Raw genomic sequence first — 22,264 nt, 5'->3', positions numbered from 1 at the left:
TCCTATAGAAACTATGTCTGGCCTCCAGGGTTATAGTATCAAAATCAAGCTTATTTAACGTTTGCAGTAAGTACTCGGCACCACAACAATCCTAAGTCACTGGCATTGGCTGGTGGCTTTTTTTATTGGAGTAAACAATGGCAAAACCGGACTGGGGCGAGCTTCAGCAACGGTTCCTGTCCGACCATGCCGCAACCGGCGTATCACCAAAGGAATGGTGTAAAGCGCAGGGACTGAATTACGCTACTGCCCGCCGATACATCAAGAAACCCTTTGCGCAAAAATCTGCGCAGCAAAAATTGCGTGCTGCGCAGAAGGATAAAAGCGCCGATGAGCTGGTGGATGATGATGGGTTAACGACACAGCAAAGACGCTTTGTCGCAGAATACCTGAAGGATGGCAATGCCACACAGGCAGCTATCCGGGCTGGCTACAGCAAAAAATCAGCTGAACAAATCGGCTATCAACTCCTTCAGAAAACTACAGTTGCGCATGCCGTTGCGCAGCAGCAAAAAGCGTCCATTGTGCGCACGCTTGGCGGTGCTGATGAAGTCCTCGCGCAGATGTGGCAACTGGCCACCTTCGATGCTAACCAGCTTTCGCAATATCGCCGCGGTGCGTGTCGTTATTGCTGGGGATTCGGTCACCACTACCAGTGGCGCGATGCAGTTGAGTTCGAAGAGAAGAGGCTCGAGGCTGTTGAACGTGACAGACGTGAACCTGAAGATTCCGGTGGTTACGGCTATGACCACAACAGAGAGCCCAACCCTGAATGCCCGCGCTGCAACGGCGATGGTATTGGCCAGCCTTACTTCCCGGACACCCGGAAACTCCCTCAAGTCTCACGGCTCGCATACTCCGGCATTAAGGTCGGCAAGAATGGCGTCGAGATAACCGCAATCAGCCGTGAAAGAATGTTCGAGGCGGTAATGAAGCGCCTGGGCCTGGCTGATAGCGAGTTCGCCCAGCGCCTGCAGCAGATTGAAATCGAACGCCGGCAGCTTGAGGTCGAGAAACTCCGCAAGGAGCTGGCCGCTGATGGTGAGGACGACGAGCCAACCCCTGTTCAAATCAATATCAACGTAGTGGATGCGAGGGCAGACGATGGGGATCAGCCCGACACTTAACATTCCTCAGGCGCGCTTCCTCGCGATGCAGCACAAATTCAAAGCCTATGTTGCCGGATTCGGTTCCGGTAAGACGTGGGTGGGTTGTGGCGGCATCTGTAAGGGAATGTGGGAGCACCCTAAAATCAACCAGGGTTATTTCGCGCCGACGTACCCGCAGATCCGTGACATCTTCTACCCGACGATTGAAGAGGTGGCCTTTGACTGGGGCTTGAGCGTCAAAATCAACGAGGGGAACAAAGAGGTTCACTTCTACGAGGGGCGACGGTACCGCGGGACAACAATCTGCCGCTCGATGGAGAAGCCCGGCTCGATAGTCGGCTTTAAAATCGGTAACGCGATGGTGGATGAGCTGGACGTCATGGCAGCAGCCAAAGCGCAACAAGCCTGGCGAAAAATCATCGCTCGTATGCGTTACAAGGTTGATGGGCTACGTAATGGCATTGATGTAACGACGACGCCAGAAGGGTTCAAGTTCGTCTACCAGCAGTTCGTGAAGGCGGTGCGTGAAAAGCCGGAGCTCGCGGCCCTGTATGGACTGATTCAGGCCAGCACGTTCGACAATGCGAAGAACCTGCCCTCGGATTACATCCCGTCGTTGCTGAGCTCTTATCCTGATGAACTGATTCAGGCCTATCTGCGCGGGAAGTTCACGAACCTCAATAGCGGGACCATTTACCACACGTTCAACCGTAAGCTGAATAACTGTACTGACGAGATTCAGGATGGGGATCCGCTCTTCATTGGTATGGACTTCAACGTAGGAAAAATGGCCGCAATAGTTCACGTAAAGAGGAACGGGTTACCGCGTGCGGTTCGTGAACTCGTGAAGGTCTACGACACGCCGGCGATGATTAAGCGCATTCAGGAAGAGTTCTGGCGCTATGAGGACGGTCGCTACGTAAAGAGCCGGGAGATTTACATCTATCCGGATGCCTCAGGCGATTCCCGTAAATCCCAGAACGCCAGCAAGACCGATATTGCTCAGCTTAACGATGCCGGCTTCAGCGTCATCGTTGATGATGCCAACCCGCCGGTTAAAGACCGCATCAACTCGATGAACGCCATGTTCTGCAACGCCAACGGCGAGCGCCGCTATTTGGTTAACGTGCAAAACTGCCCGGTTTATACCGAGAGCCTCGAGCAGCAGATCTGGGCGGTCAATGGCGAACCGGACAAATCAGCTGATAACGATCACCCCAATGATGCTGGTGGGTACTTCATCGTGAAGGATTACCCGATCGTGAAACCGGCATACTCAATCACCATGGACACCACTTTCTGATATGGCAAACGACGACATCACCTGGGTTCGACCAGAACACCGGGCGGCTTCTGCTGCCTGGCGGAAATACAGGGACTTTTGCAAAGGGGCTGAGGCCGTAAAAGCGGCGGGTAATAAATATCTACCTTATCTCGACCCAACTGATAAATCCACGCGTAACCGCAAACGCAACGAAGATTATCTGAGCCGCGCTGTGTTCTACGCCATTGCCGGTAATACGAAGATCGGCATGCTTGGGATGGCATATCGCAAGGACCCCACGTTTAAGGGTCCTGAAAAGCTGAAATATCTGTTGGACAATGCTGACGGGGCCGGTACCAGCATCTATCAGCAGTCGCAACTGGTGACCGAGAACGTGCTGGAGGTTGCGCGAGAGGGCATTTACGTCGATTACGCTGCAGAATCCGATGAAGCAATCATCCTCCGCTACCCGGCAGAGAACATCATTAACTGGCGGAAGAAGCGTATCAACGGGCGCGATCAACTGGTGCTGGTGGTCCTGCGCGAATGCGTAGAAGAGCCGGATGGTTACGCTTATAAGGATGAAATCCAGTACCGCGAACTGGCGCTGGGAGAAGGGCGATTCATCTGCCGGGTGTGGCGCCGGGCTGGTGGCACCGCAAGCGGAACCTACACCGTCGACAGCGAATATCATCCGAAGCCTAAAGGAAAGGACTACTGGGATGAAATTCCGTTTACCTTCGTCGGCGCTCAGAACAACGATCCCACTATTGATGACTCTCCGCTTGCTGCGCTGGTGGAGTTAAACCACGGCCATTACCGAAACAGTGCTGACTATGAGGACAGCGTGTGGTTCTGTGGCCAGGTGCAGCCGTACATGACTGGGCTCGATACCGGCTGGCGCGATCACCTCGAGAAGAAGGGCGTGAAAATTGGTTCCCGATCACCGCTTTTACTTCCTAAGGAGGGCTCGTTTGGCTATGCCCAGGCACAGCCCAACATGCTGGCTAAAGAGGCCATGGACAGCAAACGCGATTACATGGTGCAGTTGGGCGCCCGCCTGATTGAGCAGAACGCCACGGCGAAAACTGCTACCCAGGCGAGCGGGGAACAAACATCTTCCACATCGGTGCTCGGTATCTGCGTTTCGAACGTTTCTGAGGCCTATACGCTGGCGCTTAGCTGGTGTGCGAAATACTTGGGGATCAAGGACGAAACGACGAGTTACACCATCAATCAGGAATTCATCGCGAAGGTTGCTGAGTCTGGCATGGTGACGGCAATCGTCAACGCCTGGCAGTCCGGTGCGCTGCGCGATAGCGATATGATTCGAGCACTACAGAAGCTCGATCTCATTGACCCGGCTGACAGCCCGGACGAGGTTATTGATGCGCTTCGAAATCAGGCACCAACGTTGACCGGGGGCTGATATGGCAACCGTAAACGAAAGACTTCGCGATGAGTCGATCGCACATTCCGTCTGGTTAAGCCGCTACGCCACCGGTGTGGCAAACCGGATGGTGAAGTTGCTTAACCAGACGGACGCGGATCTGTCGGCCCGCCTGCTCGATGCGCTGGACAGATTGCCGCCGGAGAGCTTCACCGTTAACCGTCTGGAGAGTTTACTGGGCAGCGTGCGCGAACTTAACCATCAAGCCGTAGCGTCCATGCAGGCAGGGCTCGAAAATGAGCTGGTGGCGCTGGCAAAGAACGAAGCCAGTTATCAGCTGAGCCTGTTCGATTCCCTTCTGCCATCACAGGTCCTGTCTCACTATCCGCTGCAGGGCATCACCGCCGATATGGTGTATGCCGCGGCGATGGCGCAACCCTTTCAGGGGAGGCTACTGAGTGAGTGGGCGGATAATCTGGAATCGGACAGGCTGGCGCGAATCATGAATGCCGTCCGCAGGGGGTATCTTGCCGGCGACACTGTAGAGACTATCGCGCGCAATGTTCGCGGCCACGCCAATAAAGATTATCGCGACGGCGCGCTGCAGATGAGCAGGGCAAACGCTGCCAGCATCGCTAAAACAGCCGTGAATCATCTGGCTGCCACAGCACGCAACAGCTTCACCAGTGCCAACAGCGATATCGTGAAAGGTAAGCAGTGGTTGTCTACGCTGGACAATAAAACCAGCCACGACTGCATTATTCGTGACCTGCTGCGCTACACCCTGGATAACAAACCGGTCGGGCATAAGGTGCCTTACCTACAGGGACCGGGGAAGATTCATTTCTGCTGTCGTTCTACTGAAACCCTGATTCTCAAATCATGGCGCGAACTCGGCATCAATATCGACGAGATGGACGAGGGGACTCGTGCCAGCATGGATGGACAGGTACCGGGAAAAACCTCGTATCTGGAATGGCTCGAACGTCAGCCAGCTCAACGACAGGATCAGGTTCTGGGTGCCGAGCGCGGCCGTCTGTTCCGCGCAGGTGAAATCGACCTGGCTGATATGTTCACTGACAAAGGCGAATGGATCAGCCTGGAACGTCTGAAGCAGCTCTCAGGCACAGACAACTGACAATCACATCTTACTCCACGCCCTGGCATCCGCCGGGGCTTTTTTATGGGCGAGGCCCGGCAAAATCCCGAGGGGAAAATATGTTAATTCGAAACATGCTTCTGAAATATTACGCACCTGAAAGCGGCGGTGAGGGCGGCGGCGGTGGTGGTATCGAAATCACTCCTGAAATCCAGAAGCTGATTGATGAGCGCGTGACCAGCGAAGTCACTGGCTTGAAATCAAAAAACTCTGAGCTGCTGGGCACCATTAAACAGCAAAAAGAAAACCTGTCTCGCTTTGATGGTATCGATCCTGATGCAGTGCGCGGGATCCTCCAGCGTTTTTCCGACGACGAAGAGGCAAAGCTGATTGCCGCCGGAAAAATCGATGAGGTGCTCGATAAGCGCACCGAGCGTCTGCGTGCTGACGTCGATAAGCAAATCAAAGCCGCAAATGAACGCGCGGACAAAGCCGAAGCGTTCTCCAACAAATTCCGGGATCGAGTTCTGGGCGATGCAATCCGTGCAGCAGCGTCAAAAGCTGGTGCTCTGCCGGAAGCATCTGACGATCTGATTCTGCGTGCCAAAGGCACATTCCAGCTCAACGACGAAGGCGAGGCCGTAGCAGTTGATGCAAATGGCGATGTTCTGTTCGGTAAAGACGGCAAAACCCCACTGAGTCCACTCGAATGGGCGGAGTCTCTCAAGGAGACGGCTCCGCATCTGTTCCCTCGTGCAGAAGGCACTGGCGCGGGCGGACACAAGCCAAACGGTGGTGGCAGCCTCAAACGTTCCGAAATGAGCGCCAGCGACAAAGCGGACTATATCCGCAAGCATGGCCAGCAGGCCTTCCTCAAACTTCCAAAATAAGGAATTAACCCATGTCAACCACTGTTAATAGTGACCTGATCATTTATGACGATCTGGCGCAGACCGCTTTCCTCGAGCGCCGCCAGGACAACCTGGCAATTTTCAACGCGTCCTCCAACGGTGCGATCCTGCTGGATAACGAGCTGATTGAAGGCGATTTCCGCAAGCGAGCCTTTTACAAAGTGGGCGGCTCAATCGAATCGCGTGACGTTAACTCCACCGAAAAGGTGACGGGTAAGAAGATTGGCGCCGGTGAAGCTGTATCCGTCAAAGCGCCGTGGAAATACGGTCCATACGAAACTACCGAAGAAGCGTTCAAACGCCGCGGCCGCTCGGTTGACGAGTTCTCCGAAGTGATCGGCACTGATGTGGCTGACGCGACGCTGGAAGGCTACGTGAAATATGGCCTGAAGGCGCTGACGGCAGCTATTGGCGCCAACGCGGATATGGTGGTCAACGCCGATATCGAAACAGACGGCAAGAAGACCCTCACGCGCGGCCTGCGAAAATACGGGGACAAGTTTAACCGCGTGGTCCTGTTCGTGATGCACTCCGCCACTTACTTCGACATCGTGGATGAGGCGATCGCCAACAAAATCTATGAAGAAGCGGGAGTGGTGGTCTACGGTGGCCAGCCAGGCACCCTGGGTAAACCTGTGCTGGTGACCGATACCATGGACGCGGATGCGATTCTTGGGTTGGTGGCCGGAGCGGTCACCGTCACCGAGTCGCAGGCGCCGGGATTCCGTTCCTACGACATCAACGATCAGGAAAACCTGGCGATCGGCTACCGTGCTGAAGGCGTTGTGAATGTCGATTTGCTGGGTTACAGCTGGGATACCTCCAAAGGCGACAACCCGGACCTGACCAAAATCGGCACTGCAGGTAACTGGAAGAAGCACTTCACCAGCAACAAATCGACGGCTGGTGTACTGATTAAACTGGGATCCGCAGCGGGGGAGTAACGCTGTCAGCGGATAAAACCTCCGCAACCGCTGACAGCACCGATGCGGTCACCATTTCCCTGAAGTACACGCTGAATGGCTCCGGAGTATCCGGTAAAACCGTCGCGTGGACGTCCACAGGTGGCACGCTCAGCACGGCCAGTTCGCAAACAGGCTCTGCTGGTGGTGCAACGGTGAAACTCACATCAGACGTTGCTGGCACCTTCACGGTAACCGGCACGGTTGAGGGAGTGGCGAAAACCACTGATGAGATCACCTTCACTGCGCCTGCCGGAGAATAACGAATGGGGCGAAAGCCCCATAAACAGGATGATTCGATGATCAATACCGATATCACCTCTCCTGATGCCAACAGCTACGCCAGTGAAGAGGATCTTTCCTCGTTTGCGGCAATACGCGGCATTGAACTGCCTGACAAACTCACACCTTTGTTGATTAAGGCAATGGATTATCTGGAGGGGCTGGACTGGGTTGGTTCAAAAGCTGACCCGAGACAGGCTCTGGCTTGGCCACGCGTGAATGCCGTTCTGGATGAACATGATTTCCCGCCGGATGAAGTTCCACGGCAGGTTATAAGCGCGCAGTGCATGCTGGCGGTAGAGGCAATCGACGGCGATTTACTCTCCAGCGTGCGCGAAGCCGCTGTGAAAACTGAACGTGTGGAAGGTGCTGTAACCATGACCTACGCGGTCGCAGATGGCGAAGTCTTCACGCCGTCTTATCCTGCCGTTATGGCGCTGCTGGGCGACCTTGCTGGTGGTCGTGGTTACGCCATTAATGCATTTGCTGAGAGGGCCTGATATGGCGATTGATTACCAACGTATGCAGGCCAGAACGACCCGCATGCTCAGGCAGAACGGCGCGACGTACAACGTCACCCGTAAAGGCTCGGTAATGGTTATCGGCGGCGTTGAGCATAAAACTGAAGAGGTCCGTTTTACTGCTTTGGGCGTGAAGACCGAATACGCGCCAGGCGAAATTGATGGAACGGTCATCGTTAACGGCGACGTGCAGATCGTTTTTACGGCAGAGCAGGAAATTAAAATCGGTGATGTGGTTGATATTGACGGCACAGCCTACCGTGTTGTCAAACCGAACCCGGCAAAACCTGCCGTGCTGGTGCTCTGCTACAAAGCGCAACTGAGGGCTTAGCATGGGCGAGAACGCGGCTTTCCTGGCAGAAATCACGGCTTTCGTTAACAAGGCGAAAACGAATCAGGAAGCAGTGGTGCGCGTAGTCGGAATCAAAATTCTTAACCAGCTGGTGGTGATGTCCCCAGTGGGCAACCCGGAGTTGTGGGAAGTTAACCAGACAGCCGTTTCCTATAATCGCGCTGTTTACGACCATAACGAAGCGCAGCGCGCCAATCCCGACAACCTGACCAAAACCGGGCGACTGAAGAAAAAAGCCCGGGTGGTGGATGGGATGGATATCAAAGCACCGCCGGGGTATACGGGCGGACGCTTTCGCGGTAACTGGCAGGTGTCCTTTGATGCGCCAACGACTGACGAGACAGGGCGAATAGACAAGACCGGCGACCTGACAAAAGCGGCCGGGAACTACACGCTGTCGCTCTTCAAAGTCGGGATGAAGGCCATTTATTTCTGCAACAACGTGCCCTATGCCTACCCGCTTGAAATGGGGCATTCCACACAAGCTCCGGGCGGTATGGTCCGCATAACTGCAGCTGAGTTTCAACGCTTCTTTGAGGAAGCTGTCAGGGAGGTGACTAAGTGATTCCTGATATTGCATCTGCACTGGCCGCCAGACTGGGTACCTGGGCTGATGCCGAGGGCATTTCGGTTGCATGGGAGAACGCGCCGTTTACACCTCCTGCTAACGAGATGTACCTGGCCGTTCACGATATGCCCGTTACGCCGCGAACAATCGATCTCGGCTTGCGCTGCCGGACTTATTCTGGCGTGTACCAGATTAATGTCGTGGCGCCAGCCGGCTCCGGCCGTACCTCCGTCGTTGCCCTGGCGGGCAGAGTGGCGGGATTGTTCCCCGAGGGGCAGGAAATTGCAGGCAAAGACTTTACCTGCTGGATTAGCAGCGCGCCTGGCATATTCCGCGGCGTCCCTACACCTGTGTCCTACACCGTTCCTGTCAGCCTGAATTATCGGGCAGACATTACCAACTGATTCCCTCTGTGATGTCCCACAACTGACCGGCCTTGAGCCGGTTTTCCCGTTTCTAAAGGAGTAACCATTATGGGCTTTGCATTGCCTAACGGCGCTCATGTTTATCTGGCGTCGGGCTACGGCCCGGCCATTACTTTCACCGGGGCGACGAATGCTGAGCACGCGGTGATCACCGTTAGCGCCGCAGACGATATCGCGGTCGGCGATATCGTTCACGTGAACTGCAACTGGTCGGGTATTGATAACGTTATCGCGAAAATCGACGCGATTGCGGAGAATGCTGTCACTCTTCGCAACATCAATACCACAAACAAAAACAAATACGCGGCGGGCGGCGGTTCCGGCTCTATTCGCAAAATTGAAGAATGGACCGAGCTGCCACAAATCACTGAGGTATCGAAATCTGGTGGTGATCAGAACACCACGCAGATTCAGTTCCTCAGCGATGATCGCCAGCGCAACCTGAACACCTATAAATCCGCAGTCTCTCAGACCTACTCGATCGCGCATGACTCCACGCTCCCGGTATATCCATTGCTGCGCCAGCTGGACGAAGACGAAGAGACCGTGGCGGCTTACATGTACGTGCCGAAGGCGAAAGAGAACCGTTACTGGGCAGCCACGGCATCTTTTGACGACACGCCTACCACGGCGGTGAACGAGGTCGAAACGGTAAGCGTCGTGCTGAACCTGCAATCGCCAGCGATGACGTTCTATAAAATCACAGGCGCCGCGGCATAAGCCGGGCATAACGAGAATCTGAGCCTCCTCCATGGAGGCTTTTTTTTACTAAGAGGCAACGATGGCGACTAAATTCACCCTTCAGCCCAAACCAACTTTCAAGGCCAACGTCTCGATCCCGCGCGCTGGCGATGAAGATGGTGTACTGACCTTCACTTTCAATCATAAGCCACTTAAAGAGCTGGCTGATTTGGAAAAATTTGAAGGCAAAACCGCCACTGATTTTCTGATGGAAATCATTTCTGGCTGGGCGCTCCCCGATACATTCAACGCAGAAAACCTGTCGGTGCTGCTGGAAAACTATCCGGCGGCGATGAAGGCTATCCCTGAAACCTACTATCGCGAACTGATGGGGCAGCGCGAAAAAAACTGATAGCGGTTGCCTCCGCATTCTATACGCCTGAACCCACAGCGGCAGACCTGGCGCCCTATGGGCTTACGCCGGATGACTACGACGATCAGTACATCGACGTCTGGCCAGATGTATGGCCTTCATTCCTGGTGTTTCAGGCTGTCAGCACGCAGTGGCGCACGGGCATGGGAGGTGCATCAGGGCTTGATTACAACGTGCTTCCCTGGGTGATGCGCCTGCACCACGTCGACGACGAGGCAACCGCGCTTTCGGACATCCGAATCATGGAGAGCGCCGCACTAAAAGTTATGCATAAAGAGAGGGCGGAATGAGTAACGATATCGCCACGATTTCCCTGCGCGTAAATACCACTGAGCTGGAGCGTGGTAACCAGGCACTGGATCGCTTTCAGGAGACCGCGACCGCCGCTGCAGGTAAAGCGGATGACCTGAACAGTACGTTCCGCACCGGCATCGATAACCAGAAGAAGAACAGCGAAAGCCTGAAGCAGCAGCGTCAGGAACTGCAGAACCTACTGAATAAAATTAGTCCGGTAAACAAGGCGCTGGATGAGCTGGACACTATCCAGGAGAGCCTGGCGAAGTTTCGTGGTAAAGGGCTGGTGGGAGACGAGGATTTTACTCGTTACAACAGTGTGCTTGAGACAACGCGGGCAAAACTGGCACAGGTAATGGAGTCTGAGACCGCAGAGGGGCAGGCTCGCATTGAGCAGGCTCAGGCAGCGCAGCGGGCAGCTGCAGCGGGCAAAACCTTTATCGATTCGCTGGAGGAGCAGGTCACAGCAATCGGAAAAACGCGCGCAGAACTGTTAGAGCTAAAAGCTGCCCAACTCGGCGTATCCGATCGTGCTGCACCAATGATCGCAAAGCTGAAAGAGCAGGAAGAAGCATGGAAGTCTGGGGCTATCAGCGCGGGCCAATATCGCAATGCTATGCGTTATCTCCCGATGCAAATGACCGACATTGTGACTTCACTGGCTTCCGGTATGCCGGTTTATATGGTTGCTATTCAGCAGGGCGGTCAGCTCCGTGACTCGTTTGGCGGTGTAGGCAATGCGCTGAAAGCGATGTTGTCGATGGTGACTCCTGCCCGAGTGGCCATTGGTGGCCTGGCTGGCGCTGTACTGATTGCGGCCAAAGCGGGATCGGACTACTTCACCGCCTACGACGAAATCAACAAGGCCATTATCAGGACTGGCAATATTGCCGGCACGTCAGCGCTTCAGATCATGGCTTCCTCCCAGTCTATTGCTGCCTCTACTGGCGCGACTGTAGGAACCGTTCAGAGTTTGATGACTGAGCTGGTTGGCATGGGATCGCTGACACAGCAGCAACTTGAAAAAGCAGCGGGCTCCACGGCGCTGGCAGTTCAGACCGGTATAGTCTCGGCGCAGGACATCACCAAAGCCTATAAGGACATCGAAAAAGACCCTGTTAAAGCGCTGCAGAGTCTCAACGAACAATATAATTTTCTGACAGTTTCACAACTTAAGCATATTGACGATCTGGTTAAGCAAAAGGACCAGACCGCGGCAGTTACGCATGCTATGGACCTGTTTGGCGATACGATGGCAAAACGTGGAGAACAGGTTTACGACTCGCTGACGCCGTTTGGTCGCCTGTGGCTGGATATCAAGGGCTGGGCGTCTGAGGCCATGCAGAGTATCGGTCAGTGGGTAGCTGAGCTGGCATCAAACACACTGAAGGAATTCAACGCAATTTATTACAGCGTTGCGATCGTTTTCCAGAAGCTGAACCAGATCATTTCTTCCTCTATCGCTGCCGCGATTAACCTCGTTCCTGACTGGGCGAAAACAGATATTTTGCAGGGATGGCAGGACTACAACGAGCAAATGGCCGGCGCTTATGGCGACAGTGTTTCTCAGCTGAAAAAAGACTGGGATGCGGCTGATATCAGTGCAGGTAAGTACCTCGATACGACCAGAAAGATAAGTACCGCAACCACCCAGAAGGATCGGGAAGGAGTCGCTTCTTTTGGTAAAAAGACCAAAACCGGAAAGCAGGGCACTTTATCGGCTGGCGATCGCAGCACGGATGCTGCCCAGACCGAGCTACTGGTGCTTCAGGCACAGTTACGCGCGCTGCAGCAGCATAAAGGGCTGCACGACACTATCAGCCAGCAGCGCAAAGATCTGTGGACGACTGAAGCGAAATTTCAGGTGCTGGAGGAGGCCTCGCGTTCACGTTCACTGACAAAGCAGGAACAATCCCTACTGGCGAGTAAAGACCAGGTGCTTCAGTTGGCACGGCAGAAAGCCCTGTTAGGTGATCAGATTACCGCACAGGAACAGCTGAACAAGCGAATGGATACCTCGCAGAAATACGTCACGCAGATGGCAGAGAAGCAGGCTGCATTAGTGAACGGTGCAGGGATGAGTGACCGTCAGGCACAACGTGAACTGGCAAAGAGTCAGCTCGCCGCCGGCTGGAAAAATACTGGTGGTTCGCTGGATGAAGAGGGATATCAGAAACAGCTTAAGGCAGCTAACGATTACTATGATGCTGAAGATCAGCTACGCGCTGACTGGCTGACCGGCGCGAAAAAGGGCTGGGCTGAATTTGAAGACAGCGCGACCAATGTTTACTCGCAGGTGCAGACGATTACCAGCAATGCGTTCACCGGGATGGCCAGCACGCTCACTGATTTTTTTACTACTGGTAAATCTAACTTCTCTGATTTCCTGTCTACTTTCCTGAAAGGCATCGCCCAGATGCTGACGCAACTGGCTCTAATTAATGGAATGAAGTCAGCCTTTGGTGGAACTGGTATCGGGGCGTTTTTTGGTTTCTCTGGTGGCGGTCTGGTGCCGGGATTCGATAGCGGTGGCTACACCGGTGATGGTGGTAAGTACCAACCGAAAGGCGTGGTTCACGGCGGTGAGTTTGTGTTTACGAAGGAAGCGACCAGTGCACTGGGTATCGGCAACCTCTATGCACTTATGCGTGGAGCTCAGGGGTATGCTAACGGCGGCTATGTTGGCCACGCCCCGATGTATGGTCTGCAATCCAATGCAGCTGGTGGCGTTTCAGTTCAAACGTCTGTGGTAGTTCAAAGCCAGAACTCTCAGCAGCAGACTTCCGGTAATAATGATGCTATTTCTCGGGCTTATAAACAGACCATTGACCAGTCAGTGCGTGCAGGGATTGCGAGGCAACTCCAACCAGGTGGTTTGATCTGGAATGCAACAAAATCACGTTAGAAGGCAAAACGACCATCCAATGAATCAATGCGCGTAAAACCGCGTAAATTCGCTAGGTTGTTCTAGTCCTTGGCCGATAAAACACTCTACAAGCATTTTTCATGGAGTTGTTCAGTGAAAGCAAAAATTGCTATTTGGTTAATTGGTTTTGTGTTGGGCGTGCCGGTGACGATAGCAGGTGTCGAATGGGCGATGTTCAAATATAACAAGCAACTTGTTAACTGCGGTGCAGATGCTGTTCATGCCAGCATGAGCGTGATGGAATTGGAGAAGTATCCAAACAGTTCTGAAGAGCTGAACCTAATAGCTGAAAATTTGGACAAGTGTAAGAATAAAGCTAGCCCTCTTAAATCTAATCTTGATTTCATGCGTGATGAAATGGGACGACGGAATTAATAACCTCTTTTAAGTTTTATTTTAAACCCGCTTCGGCGGGTTTTTTTATGCTCGGAGATAGCATGGCAATCGAAACGTTCACCTGGCGAACACAGATACAGGCGGGAATGGAAGGGGCGTTTAGCCTTAAAACGCGCTCTGCAACCTTTGGCGACGGCTATGAGCAGATCGCCGGGGAAGGCATTAACCCTGAAAAGCAGTCATGGCCTGTCACACTGACGGGGAAAAAAGCGGACATGCTTCAGGCCCTGAAGTTCTTTCGTTCTCACGTCACAAAGTCATTTATCTGGACATCGCCCGTTGGCGAAACAGGGCTCTATCGGATTGAGGCCGAATCAATCAAATCACAGCCCTTATCCAGCAATGTTATGACCATTTCCGCAACATTCAAACAGGCGTACGCACCATGATCACAGCAGACTATCAAAGCCTTGAGCCCGGCAATAAAGTCCGGCTTATCGAAGTTGATGGCTCTACGTTCGGCGTGGATGATGTACTGCGATTTCACGCGTACAACCTCCCGCACACGGAAGAAGAAATCACCGCCGCTGGTGGTGATGAATCAAAGCTGGAAGCGAAAAGCATATGGTGGCAGGGGGAAGAATATGCCGCCTGGCCGTATCAAATTGAAGGGCTTGAAGCATCCACAGAAGGCAACAGCGCCCAGCCAACGCTGACGGTTGCAGATATCGAAAGCAAGATTACAGCGCTGTGCCTTGCCTATGACGATATGCTACAGGCGAAAGTCACTATCCATGACACCTATTCGCACTATCTCGATGCGAAGAACTTCCCTGCAGGTAACGCAACAGCAGATCCGCAACAGGTCAGAAAACGAGTTTTTTACATTGATAGCAAAGCCAGCGAAATTCCGGGCGAGAGTATCGAATTCGTACTGGATAGCCCGATGTCGTTACAGGGAAAGATGATCCCTACCCGTCAACTTCATTCTCTGTGTACCTGGTGTATCCGGAATAAATATCGCACCGGCGACGGCTGCGACTATGCCGGAACCCGCTATTTCGATAAAAACAACAACCCGGTGAGTGACCCCTCTCTGGACGAATGCAACGGCACGCTTACGGCCTGTAAGCTCAGGCATGGAGACGGCAACGAACTGCCGTTCGGTGGATTCCCTGGCACGTCTTTGATCAGGAGCTGATATGCGTCAGAAAACCATCGATGCGATTATGGCTCATGCTGCAGCTGAGTATCCTCGCGAGTGTTGCGGCGTGGTGGCGCAGAAAAGCCGTGTTGAACGTTATTTCCCGTGCCGGAATCTTGCCGCGGCGCCGGAGGACAATTTTGTACTTTGCCCCGAAGACTATGCAGCTGCAGAAGACTGGGGGAAGGTGATCGCCATCGCTCACAGTCACCCGGATGCCACGACGCAACCGAGCGAGCTGGATAAAGCGCAATGCGATGCAACCCTTTTACCCTGGCATATCGTGAGCTGGCCGGAGGGAGATTTACGGACCATCCAGCCGCGTGGAGAACTGCCGCTGCTGGAGCGCCCGTTTGTGCTTGGTCACTTCGACTGCTGGGGTCTAGTGATGAGCTATTACCGGCAAACGCACGGGATAGAGCTTCACGATTACCGGGTCGATTATCCCTGGTGGGAAAACGACTACCCGGACAACTTCTATCAGGATTGCTGGTATGAGTGCGGATTCCGTGAATTCGACGGGCCGCCAAAACCTGGCGATATGGTGATCATGCAGGTTCAGGCTGATAAGTGGAATCATGCGGGGATTCTGCTGGAAGGCAACATGCTACTGCATCACCTTTATGGGCATCTGAGCCAGCGCGTACCTTATGGCGGTTACTGGCGTGAGCGCACAATGAAAATACTGCGCTTTAAAGACTGTTTCTGATAACCGCCTGTGGCAGTTTTTATGGGGGAAAAATGGCTGCATTACTCAATGTTGAGCCGGTCCGCACAATTCGATTGTACGGCGTGCTAGGCGCCACTTTCGGGCGTGAATATCGTTTATCAGTAGCTTCACCTAAAGAGGCCATCCGCGCCCTGAGCGTTATCGTGCCGGGTTTTGAGCGTTTCCTGAATACCAGTAAGCAACGAGGTTTAACTTATGCGGTATTCAGCGGGAAACGAAACCTCTTAAACGATGAGCTCATTATGGACAGGAGCACAGAGGAAATCCGCATCGCGCCGGTGATCATCGGCAGTAAGCGAGCCGGGGTGTTTCAGACAATCCTCGGGGTTGCCCTTGTCGCTGTTGCTGCGTTCGTCACGGGAGGGGCCGCGATTGGGATTGGTGGTACCGCTTTCGCTGGTGGTTGGGGCGCTGTGGCGGGGATTGGGGCATCAATGGCGATCGGCGGCGTAGTCCAGATGCTTTCTCCACAGACAACCGGGCTCGCCAGTAAGCAATCTGCGGATAACCAAGCCAGCTACGCCTTTGGTGGAGTAACAAACACGACAGCCCAGGGGAATCCGGTACCACTTCTTTATGGCCGCCGGCGAATCGGCGGCGCGATTATTTCTGCCGGGATTTATGTCGAGGATCAACAATGAAAAAATACTTGAGAATGACTATTTCAGGCCTACAGCGAGTCGATGAAGGCATTTTAATCGGTGGGAGTGCGAAAGTGACAGTAACACGTGGTGAAGATGTTATTTGCCGCGAGAATTTTTCAGGAAAGGTTTCTGATAAATATTCCAAGCTATATGACGTTGAAGATAACGGTCTTCCTGTATCAGTAACGACTTCAAGCGATTGTCCGTTTTTCAAAGCTGAAGCTGACTTTGTAAACCCATTTAGCGAAACAAACATCTAACTAATTTTCTTCAGAAATAAGCCACCTTCGGGTGGCTTTTTTTATGGGCGCAATATGGCAACTGCAATCGCTATAAAAGGCCGCAAGGGCGGAAGCTCCAGTTCCCGTACCCCTACCGAACAGCCTGATGATCTGCAATCTGTAGCAAAGGCAAAAATCCTCGTTGCACTGGGGGAGGGTGAATTTGCAGGGCAGCTGACGGCGAAAGATATCTACCTGGACGGAACGGCTCTGGAGAATGCTGACGGCTCCCAAAACTTCAGCGGCGTCACGTGGGAATTTCGCGCGGGAACGCAGGCGCAAAAATATATTCAGGGCATACCCGGCACCGAAAACGAAATCAGCGTGGGAACCGAGGTATCAAGCGAAACAGCGTGGACGCGCACGTTCACCAATACGCAGCTTTCAGCTGTTCGCCTGCGTCTGAAATGGCCCTCGCTTTTCAAACAGGAGGACGACGGCGATCTGGTCGGTTACTCGGTTAATTATGCGATTGACCTGCAGACGGACGGCGGCACATGGCAGACGGTACTCAATACCAGCGTGACCGGCAAAACGACATCAGGTTACGAACGCAGCCACCGTATCGATTTACCTCAGGCTGGCAGCACCTGGACAATCCGACTGCGTAAGATTACCTCTGATGCAAACAGCGCGAAGATCGGCGACACGATGACGCTGCAGAGCTTCACGGAGGTGATTGACGCCAAGTTACGCTATCCAAACACTGCGCTGCTCTACATCGAATTCGATTCCAGCCAGTTTAACGGCTCTATCCCGCAGATCTCCTGCGAGCCCCGCGGCCGCGTTATCCGCGTTCCGGATACTTATGATCCCGAGACCCGTACGTATAGCGGTACGTGGGCTGGGACATTTAAATGGGCCTGGACCGATAACCCTGCATGGATTTTCTACGACCTGGTGGTTAGCGACCGTTTCGGACTTGGGGATCGTCTTACAACGGCCAACATAGATAAATGGACGCTCTACCAGGTTGCACAGTATTGCGATCAAATGGTACCGGACGGCAAAGGCGGAAGTGGTACCGAACCACGCTATACCTGCAACGTGTACATTCAGGAACGCAACGACGCTTATACCGTTCTGCGTGATTTTGCTGCCATCTTCCGTGGGATGACCTACTGGGGCGACGACCAGATTGTGGCGCTGGCGGACATGCCGAGAGATGTTGATTTTACATACACGCATGCGAACGTTATTGATGGGCGCTTTACCTATTCCAGCAGCACCACAAAGAACCGTTACACCAATGCGCTGGTGTCCTGGTCTGATCCTGATAACGCTTATTCTGATGCGATGGAGCCTGTTTTTGAGCAGTCGCTGGTTGCGCGTTATGGGTTTAATCAACTTGAGATAACTGCGATCGGCTGTACCCGCCAGTCAGAAGCGAATCGGAAAGGGCGATGGGGGATCCTCACCAACAACAAAGATCGCGTTGTTACTTTCAATGTAGGGGAAGATGGCAACATTCCGCAGCCTGGCTATGTAATCGCTGTAGCGGACCGAAATCTCTCTGGGCGCGACCTGGGCGGCCGTATCTCTGCGGTGAATGGTCGCGTGCTGACACTGGACAGGGCGCCGGATGCTTCGGCAGCCGACAGGATGATTGTCAATCTTCCATCGGGTGTTTCACAGTCACGCACCATTCAGTCGATTACGGGCAATAAAGTGACCGTTACGACCGCTTATAGCGAAACGCCTGTGGCTGAGGCCGTATGGGTCATTGAGTCTGATGAGCTCTACGCACAGCAGTATCGCGTTATTACGGTAACTGATAATAATGACGGCACGTTCACAATCGTCGGTGCAAATCACGATCCGGATAAATTCGATCGCATTGATACCGGAGCCATCATTGACCAGCGACCGGTGAGCGTGATCCCGCCGGGCAACCAGTCGCCGCCTGCGAACATCGTAATAAGCTCGTTTTCTGTGGTGCAGCAAAATATCAGCGTCGAAACGATGCGCGTGAGCTGGGACCAGGCGCAGAACGCTATCGCCTATGAAGCGCAATGGCGCCGCAACGACGGGAACTGGGTTAACGTGCCTCGCAGCTCCACCACGTCATTCGACGTCCCCGGGATTTATGCAGGGCGCTACCTGGTGCGCGTGCGCGCAATCAATGCCGCAGAAATCTCGTCCGAATGGGGCTATTCAGAAGAGAAAACACTGACGGGGAAAGTGGGCAATCCACCGAAGCCGGTCGGCTTCATCGCTTCTGAAAACGTGGTATTCGGTATCGAGCTGAACTGGGGATTCCCCGCGAATACCGACGACACGCTGAAGACTGAAATTCAGTACAGCCTGACCGGTACCGAAGACGATGCGATGCTGCTGGCCGATGTGCCTTACCCGCAGCGCAAATATCAGCAGATGGGCCTTAAGGCTGGGCAGATTTTCTGGTACCGCGCGCAGCTGGTGGACCGTAGCGGCAACGAATCAGGTTACACAGAATGGGTGCGCGGTCAGGCCAGTATCGATGTGTCTGACATCACCGATGTGATCCTGGAGGAGATTAAAGACTCGGATACCTTCAAAGACCTGATTGAGAACGCGGTGGACAGCAACGAAAAAATTGTTGGCATGGCTAACGATATCAAACAGGCCAACGACGAACTGGAGCAGCAGGCGAAGGATATCGCCAAAAATGCCCAGGACGTCGGGAAGGTTCAGACCAGCGTTAATGAGCTTTCGAGCACGGTCGGGAATGTTTCGTCTTCACTCAGTCAGCTTGAGCAGACCGTTGCGACGGCTGATACCGCCCTGGGCCAGCGAATTGACAACATCAGCGTTTCTATGGACGGCATGACGGGCGGGGTCAAGAACTCAGCCATTGCCATTATCCAGAACGGGCTGGCGCAGGTGGCTGCGCGTAAAACCCTGTCTGCATCGGTCGCCGGCAACAGCGCGAATCTGGACCGCATTGATGAAGTGATAGTCAACGACAGGGAGGCAACGGCGCGCTCGCTGCTGAGTCTGCAGACGGACGTTAACGGCAACAAGGCATCCATCAACAGCCTGAACCAGACGTTCTCCGACTATCAGCAGGCTACGGCCACGCAGATAAACGGCATAACGGCGACGGTGAACGGACATACCTCAGCCATCACAACTAACGCTCAGGCAATAGCGAACGTAAATGGTGACCTCAGCGCGATGTATAACATCAAGGTTGGCGTTTCCAGCAACGGGCAGTATTTCGCTGCGGGGATGGGTATCGGCGTTGAGAATACGCCATCTGGCATGCAGTCGCAGGTTATCTTCCTGGCTGATCGCTTTGCCGTCACCACGGCAGCCGGAAACAGCGTGGCTTTGCCGTTCGTGATCCAGAACGGGCAGACATTCATCCGGGCCAGCTTCATCCAGGACGGCACCATTGAGAACGCCAAAATCGGCAACTATATCCAGTCGAATAACTATGTGGCTGGTTCTGCAGGCTGGAAGCTTGATAAGGGAGGGACGTTCGAAATTAACGGCGTGGCCGGGGGCGGGAGGATGCTGATATCCAGCACTCTCATTCGTATCTACGACAGCAACAACGTGCTGCGCGTCAGAATGGGGTTATGGTAATGCCACAGGGTTTGCAATGCTGGGATAGTGCAGGGCGGGTTGCAGTGGATTTAAGCGATTACGCGATCCGTTTCATGGGAAGCGCAACGGTTTCGCTTGCTTCAGGAGAGACGTCAAAAAATGTCGCTTTTTCTGGTGCAACGCAGGACGGGACGTTTGTCACAATCGTTTCAACCGGCGTGTCTGTAAACGAGTACTTTTGCCGCGCTTATAACGGCGGTTTTACCCTCTACTATCTTCCCACCGGTGGAAGTACTGCAATCACACTCAATGTCGAGGTTTACAACTTTCAATGAGCGGATTCGAGGTTTACAACAGCGCCGGAAAACTGGTAGTGGATTCACAAAACAGGTCAACCCTCTTTTATGATCAGCGCGCGTTGGGTGCTGTAACCGATAAAGGCTTTTACCGTGTTGATAGCCCGTTTGGTAATGGCAGTACACTCGGCAGCACTCCTCAGGCATTCTGGAATGACGGGCGCTTAAGGTGGCTGCAGCTGGGTACGAACAAATATGGTTTTCCTGGTGCTGATATGCTGGAAGATAATGCTGGAAGCATGATCCGAACAGCGCGAAATATTGGCATCCAGAGCGGCTATCTCGATGTGTTTGATAGTGCTGGCAGCCTTATCTGGAGTGCTGCATCAGCCTCTAAGATGCCGAGAGTAGTTGGTTTCTTTGACGTACCAGCGAATTATGATCTGCAGAACAATACCTTTTCAGTCAGTTTAAGCTTCAACCCCTGGATTCTGGTAAACAACTGCCCGGGGAATCTCAGCGACGATGGTACGGTTGTCGGGTATTCAGGTGTGGTGCTCAAATGGACTGGCTCACAGCTGCAGGGCAGATATATATCAAAAAATCAGCGCAACTGGAGCCAGACGTTTCAGGGGCGAGGGTTAAGAATCCCCATCGCTCAGTTTGTTGGAATTTGATACGGGAGGAACGCGCGGGAAGTGAGTTGCGATCATATCTTGTTTCACGCCCTTTGCTGAATTAAATCGATAAACAATGTCGAGCTTATCCGTTTTTTTATAGCAAATATTACTCAATCGTTTATTAATATGACGGCTGAATATTCCGTTGCTACTGTCTGAAATAACTTTCACCTCTCTGGTGACACAGTCGATATTTACGTGGATATCCCCACCCAGCGATAAACGAGCGGCATCAACCGGGTAATCCATCTGGTATGCGTTATCTGTGTGTTTGTTCGTACATCCAGCCAACAGCAAAAGCGCTGCAGCAAATAAAAGTTTCATTTCAACATTCCTGTTTATGCGAGAACTTCCATTTTATTTGAGTTTAAAAAATAGTCAGATTGATACGAGCGATCAATTTTACATGATTGATCGCTTTTAACGATCGTTATTATCGTGAGGTAGTTCATGCTTTATAACACCGGCACCATCGCTATTAACGGAAATACCGCAACCGGCACCGGCACAAACTGGACGGCACCCGCCAGCCAGGTTCGCGCTGGCCAGACGATTATCGTGATGTCTAACCCGGTGCAGCTGTTCCAGATTTCATCCGTGAACAGCGCCACGTCAATGACGGTTACGCCTGCCGCTTCCCCGGCGCTGAGCGGACAGAAGTATGGAATTCTTGTGTCGGACATTATCTCGGTTGATGGACTGGCACAGGCCATGTCGCAGCTCATCAAAGAGTATGACGAGAACATTGGCGCGTGGGAGACTTTCGCCACCACTTCAGCAAACCAGAGCATCACCGTTACTATCAACGGCAGCCCTGTAACGATTCCCGGCATCGGTAAACTGGCTCAGAAAGGAAGCAACGGTGCGCTTGCAATCGCTGACGGCGGGACCGGGGCAACAACGGCAGAAGGCAGTCGCACAAACCTCGGTTTAGGAACATCAGCAACGAAGGACGCTGGCACCTCAAATGGCAATGTCATTCAGGTCGGCGGTTTTGGTATTGGGGCAGACTCATCATTAGCTTCACAACTGGCAAGCCTGACAGATGGTTATCGTGCCGGTCTCTACCGTATACGTGGTGATGGGGCTCCCCCCTCTACCATCGGCGCTCCAGTTGGCAGCGGAAACTCTATTGTGGGACTGGTCTCAATCCCTGTGTATTCGACAGCTGGGTTCGGTCTCGCTTTCAATCGGGATAACATCTGGACTGGCGTATACGATCCGGCAAATCCAAGCGCGGCCACGTGGAAAAAGTGGTGGGGGGAAACAAACACCACTGTCGACACGAACGGCTTTATCAAGCGCGCCTCTCCTGTTGTTAAGCTTTTCGGAACCGGTGAGATTG

26 protein-coding genes and 1 pseudogene are annotated in these 22,264 nt (G+C 53.4%); 25 read left to right on the top strand and 2 right to left on the bottom strand.

The genetic code is table 11. The annotated features are described in order from the left end of the window. The first annotated feature begins 137 nt into the window (after positions 1–137). The 24 genes from E0L20_RS23490 (at position 138) to E0L20_RS23380 (ending at position 20,916) form a co-directional block, all read left to right on the top strand. Entirely contained in the window at positions 138–1,127 is a 990-nt protein-coding gene (locus E0L20_RS23490; protein WP_131635988.1) for a terminase small subunit, read from the top strand. Then, positions 1,105–2,412, top strand: coding sequence for a terminase large subunit domain-containing protein (locus E0L20_RS23485; protein ID WP_131635987.1), 1,308 nt, complete (start codon positions 1,105–1,107; stop codon positions 2,410–2,412). Before E0L20_RS23490 ends, E0L20_RS23485 begins: the two co-directional genes overlap by 23 nt. Position 2,413: 1 nt before the next feature. Then, the gene (locus E0L20_RS23480; protein ID WP_131635986.1) at positions 2,414–3,802 is read left to right on the top strand and encodes a DUF4055 domain-containing protein; all 1,389 of its coding nucleotides are present in this window, start codon (positions 2,414–2,416) and stop codon (positions 3,800–3,802) included. A gap of 1 nt (position 3,803) precedes the next feature. Then, positions 3,804–4,901, top strand: a complete 1,098-nt coding sequence (locus tag E0L20_RS23475) for a phage minor head protein (protein WP_131635985.1) — start codon at positions 3,804–3,806, stop codon at positions 4,899–4,901. Positions 4,902–4,981: 80 nt separating this feature from the next. After that, positions 4,982–5,752, top strand: coding sequence for a hypothetical protein (locus E0L20_RS23470; protein ID WP_131635984.1), 771 nt, complete (start codon positions 4,982–4,984; stop codon positions 5,750–5,752). A gap of 11 nt (positions 5,753–5,763) precedes the next feature. Further along, on the top strand, positions 5,764–6,717 hold the full coding sequence (locus tag E0L20_RS23465; RefSeq protein WP_131635983.1) for a major capsid protein: 954 nt from the start codon (positions 5,764–5,766) through the stop codon (positions 6,715–6,717). Continuing rightward, complete coding sequence (locus tag E0L20_RS23905) at positions 6,699–6,998, top strand: Ig-like domain-containing protein (protein ID WP_165500745.1); 300 nt, start codon at positions 6,699–6,701, stop codon at positions 6,996–6,998. The genes E0L20_RS23465 and E0L20_RS23905 overlap by 19 nt, the downstream gene beginning before the upstream one ends. A 36-nt stretch (positions 6,999–7,034) precedes the next feature. Continuing rightward, the gene (locus E0L20_RS23460) at positions 7,035–7,517 is read left to right on the top strand and encodes a DnaT-like ssDNA-binding protein (RefSeq protein ID WP_131635982.1); all 483 of its coding nucleotides are present in this window, start codon (positions 7,035–7,037) and stop codon (positions 7,515–7,517) included. Position 7,518: 1 nt separating this feature from the next. Next, a complete protein-coding gene (locus tag E0L20_RS23455; protein WP_131635981.1) occupies positions 7,519–7,869 on the top strand; it encodes a hypothetical protein in 351 nt (116 codons plus the stop codon). Position 7,870: 1 nt separating this feature from the next. After that, positions 7,871–8,455, top strand: coding sequence for a hypothetical protein (locus E0L20_RS23450; RefSeq protein WP_131635980.1), 585 nt, complete (start codon positions 7,871–7,873; stop codon positions 8,453–8,455). Continuing rightward, positions 8,452–8,862 (top strand): phage tail terminator-like protein, encoded by a 411-nt coding sequence (locus E0L20_RS23445; RefSeq protein WP_131635979.1) that lies wholly within the window; start codon positions 8,452–8,454, stop codon positions 8,860–8,862. The genes E0L20_RS23450 and E0L20_RS23445 overlap by 4 nt, the downstream gene beginning before the upstream one ends. Positions 8,863–8,931: 69 nt before the next feature. Then, complete coding sequence (locus E0L20_RS23440; protein ID WP_044865579.1) at positions 8,932–9,603, top strand: phage tail protein; 672 nt, start codon at positions 8,932–8,934, stop codon at positions 9,601–9,603. A gap of 61 nt (positions 9,604–9,664) precedes the next feature. After that, positions 9,665–9,976 (top strand): phage tail assembly chaperone, encoded by a 312-nt coding sequence (locus E0L20_RS23435; protein WP_131635978.1) that lies wholly within the window; start codon positions 9,665–9,667, stop codon positions 9,974–9,976. Further along, the gene (locus E0L20_RS23430) at positions 9,973–10,287 is read left to right on the top strand and encodes a DUF1799 domain-containing protein (protein WP_032645632.1); all 315 of its coding nucleotides are present in this window, start codon (positions 9,973–9,975) and stop codon (positions 10,285–10,287) included. Before E0L20_RS23435 ends, E0L20_RS23430 begins: the two co-directional genes overlap by 4 nt. After that, positions 10,284–13,196 carry a phage tail tape measure protein gene (locus tag E0L20_RS23425; RefSeq protein ID WP_131635977.1) on the top strand — a complete coding sequence of 971 codons (2,913 nt, stop codon included), beginning with the start codon at positions 10,284–10,286 and terminating at the stop codon, positions 13,194–13,196. Before E0L20_RS23430 ends, E0L20_RS23425 begins: the two co-directional genes overlap by 4 nt. Positions 13,197–13,310: 114 nt before the next feature. After that, positions 13,311–13,592 carry a hypothetical protein gene (locus E0L20_RS23420; RefSeq protein WP_131635976.1) on the top strand — a complete coding sequence of 94 codons (282 nt, stop codon included), beginning with the start codon at positions 13,311–13,313 and terminating at the stop codon, positions 13,590–13,592. A 62-nt stretch (positions 13,593–13,654) separates the two neighbouring features. Then, positions 13,655–14,002, top strand: a complete 348-nt coding sequence (locus tag E0L20_RS23415; protein ID WP_131635975.1) for a phage tail protein — start codon at positions 13,655–13,657, stop codon at positions 14,000–14,002. Then, a complete protein-coding gene (locus tag E0L20_RS23410; protein WP_131635974.1) occupies positions 13,999–14,754 on the top strand; it encodes a phage minor tail protein L in 756 nt (251 codons plus the stop codon). The genes E0L20_RS23415 and E0L20_RS23410 overlap by 4 nt, the downstream gene beginning before the upstream one ends. A 1-nt stretch (position 14,755) precedes the next feature. Further along, positions 14,756–15,466, top strand: a complete 711-nt coding sequence (locus tag E0L20_RS23405) for a C40 family peptidase (RefSeq protein ID WP_045336364.1) — start codon at positions 14,756–14,758, stop codon at positions 15,464–15,466. A 32-nt stretch (positions 15,467–15,498) separates the two neighbouring features. Beyond that, entirely contained in the window at positions 15,499–16,128 is a 630-nt protein-coding gene (locus E0L20_RS23400; protein ID WP_131635973.1) for a tail assembly protein, read from the top strand. Beyond that, complete coding sequence (locus E0L20_RS23395) at positions 16,125–16,391, top strand: hypothetical protein (protein ID WP_062934633.1); 267 nt, start codon at positions 16,125–16,127, stop codon at positions 16,389–16,391. Before E0L20_RS23400 ends, E0L20_RS23395 begins: the two co-directional genes overlap by 4 nt. Before the next feature lie 54 nt (positions 16,392–16,445). After that, positions 16,446–19,982: a TipJ family phage tail tip protein gene (locus E0L20_RS23390; protein ID WP_131635972.1), complete on the top strand. Its 3,537-nt coding sequence runs from the start codon at positions 16,446–16,448 to the stop codon at positions 19,980–19,982. Beyond that, on the top strand, positions 19,976–20,278 hold the full coding sequence (locus tag E0L20_RS23385) for a hypothetical protein (protein ID WP_131635971.1): 303 nt from the start codon (positions 19,976–19,978) through the stop codon (positions 20,276–20,278). The genes E0L20_RS23390 and E0L20_RS23385 overlap by 7 nt, the downstream gene beginning before the upstream one ends. Continuing rightward, positions 20,275–20,916 carry a hypothetical protein gene (locus E0L20_RS23380; protein WP_131635970.1) on the top strand — a complete coding sequence of 214 codons (642 nt, stop codon included), beginning with the start codon at positions 20,275–20,277 and terminating at the stop codon, positions 20,914–20,916. Before E0L20_RS23385 ends, E0L20_RS23380 begins: the two co-directional genes overlap by 4 nt. On the opposite strand, the gene E0L20_RS23375 is transcribed toward E0L20_RS23380, so the two are convergent. Beyond that, entirely contained in the window at positions 20,881–21,243 is a 363-nt protein-coding gene (locus E0L20_RS23375) for a hypothetical protein (RefSeq protein ID WP_165500744.1), read from the bottom strand. The two genes, E0L20_RS23380 and E0L20_RS23375, sit on opposite strands and share 36 nt — an antisense overlap. Before the next feature lie 131 nt (positions 21,244–21,374). After that, positions 21,375–21,602: a hypothetical protein gene (locus E0L20_RS24140; RefSeq protein ID WP_242673431.1), complete on the bottom strand. Its 228-nt coding sequence runs from the start codon at positions 21,600–21,602 to the stop codon at positions 21,375–21,377. Here E0L20_RS24140 and E0L20_RS24135 point away from each other — a divergent pair. Beyond that, positions 21,592–22,264: pseudogene (locus E0L20_RS24135) on the top strand (phage tail fiber protein); the annotation flags it as partial. The gene E0L20_RS24140 and the pseudogene E0L20_RS24135 sit on opposite strands and share 11 nt — an antisense overlap.

This window comes from Enterobacter wuhouensis, from assembly GCF_004331265.1.
Taxonomy (GTDB): Bacteria; Pseudomonadota; Gammaproteobacteria; order Enterobacterales; family Enterobacteriaceae; genus Enterobacter; species Enterobacter wuhouensis.
Note: the sequence above shows the minus strand (reverse complement) of the source record. Positions and strands in the feature narration are given on the sequence as shown.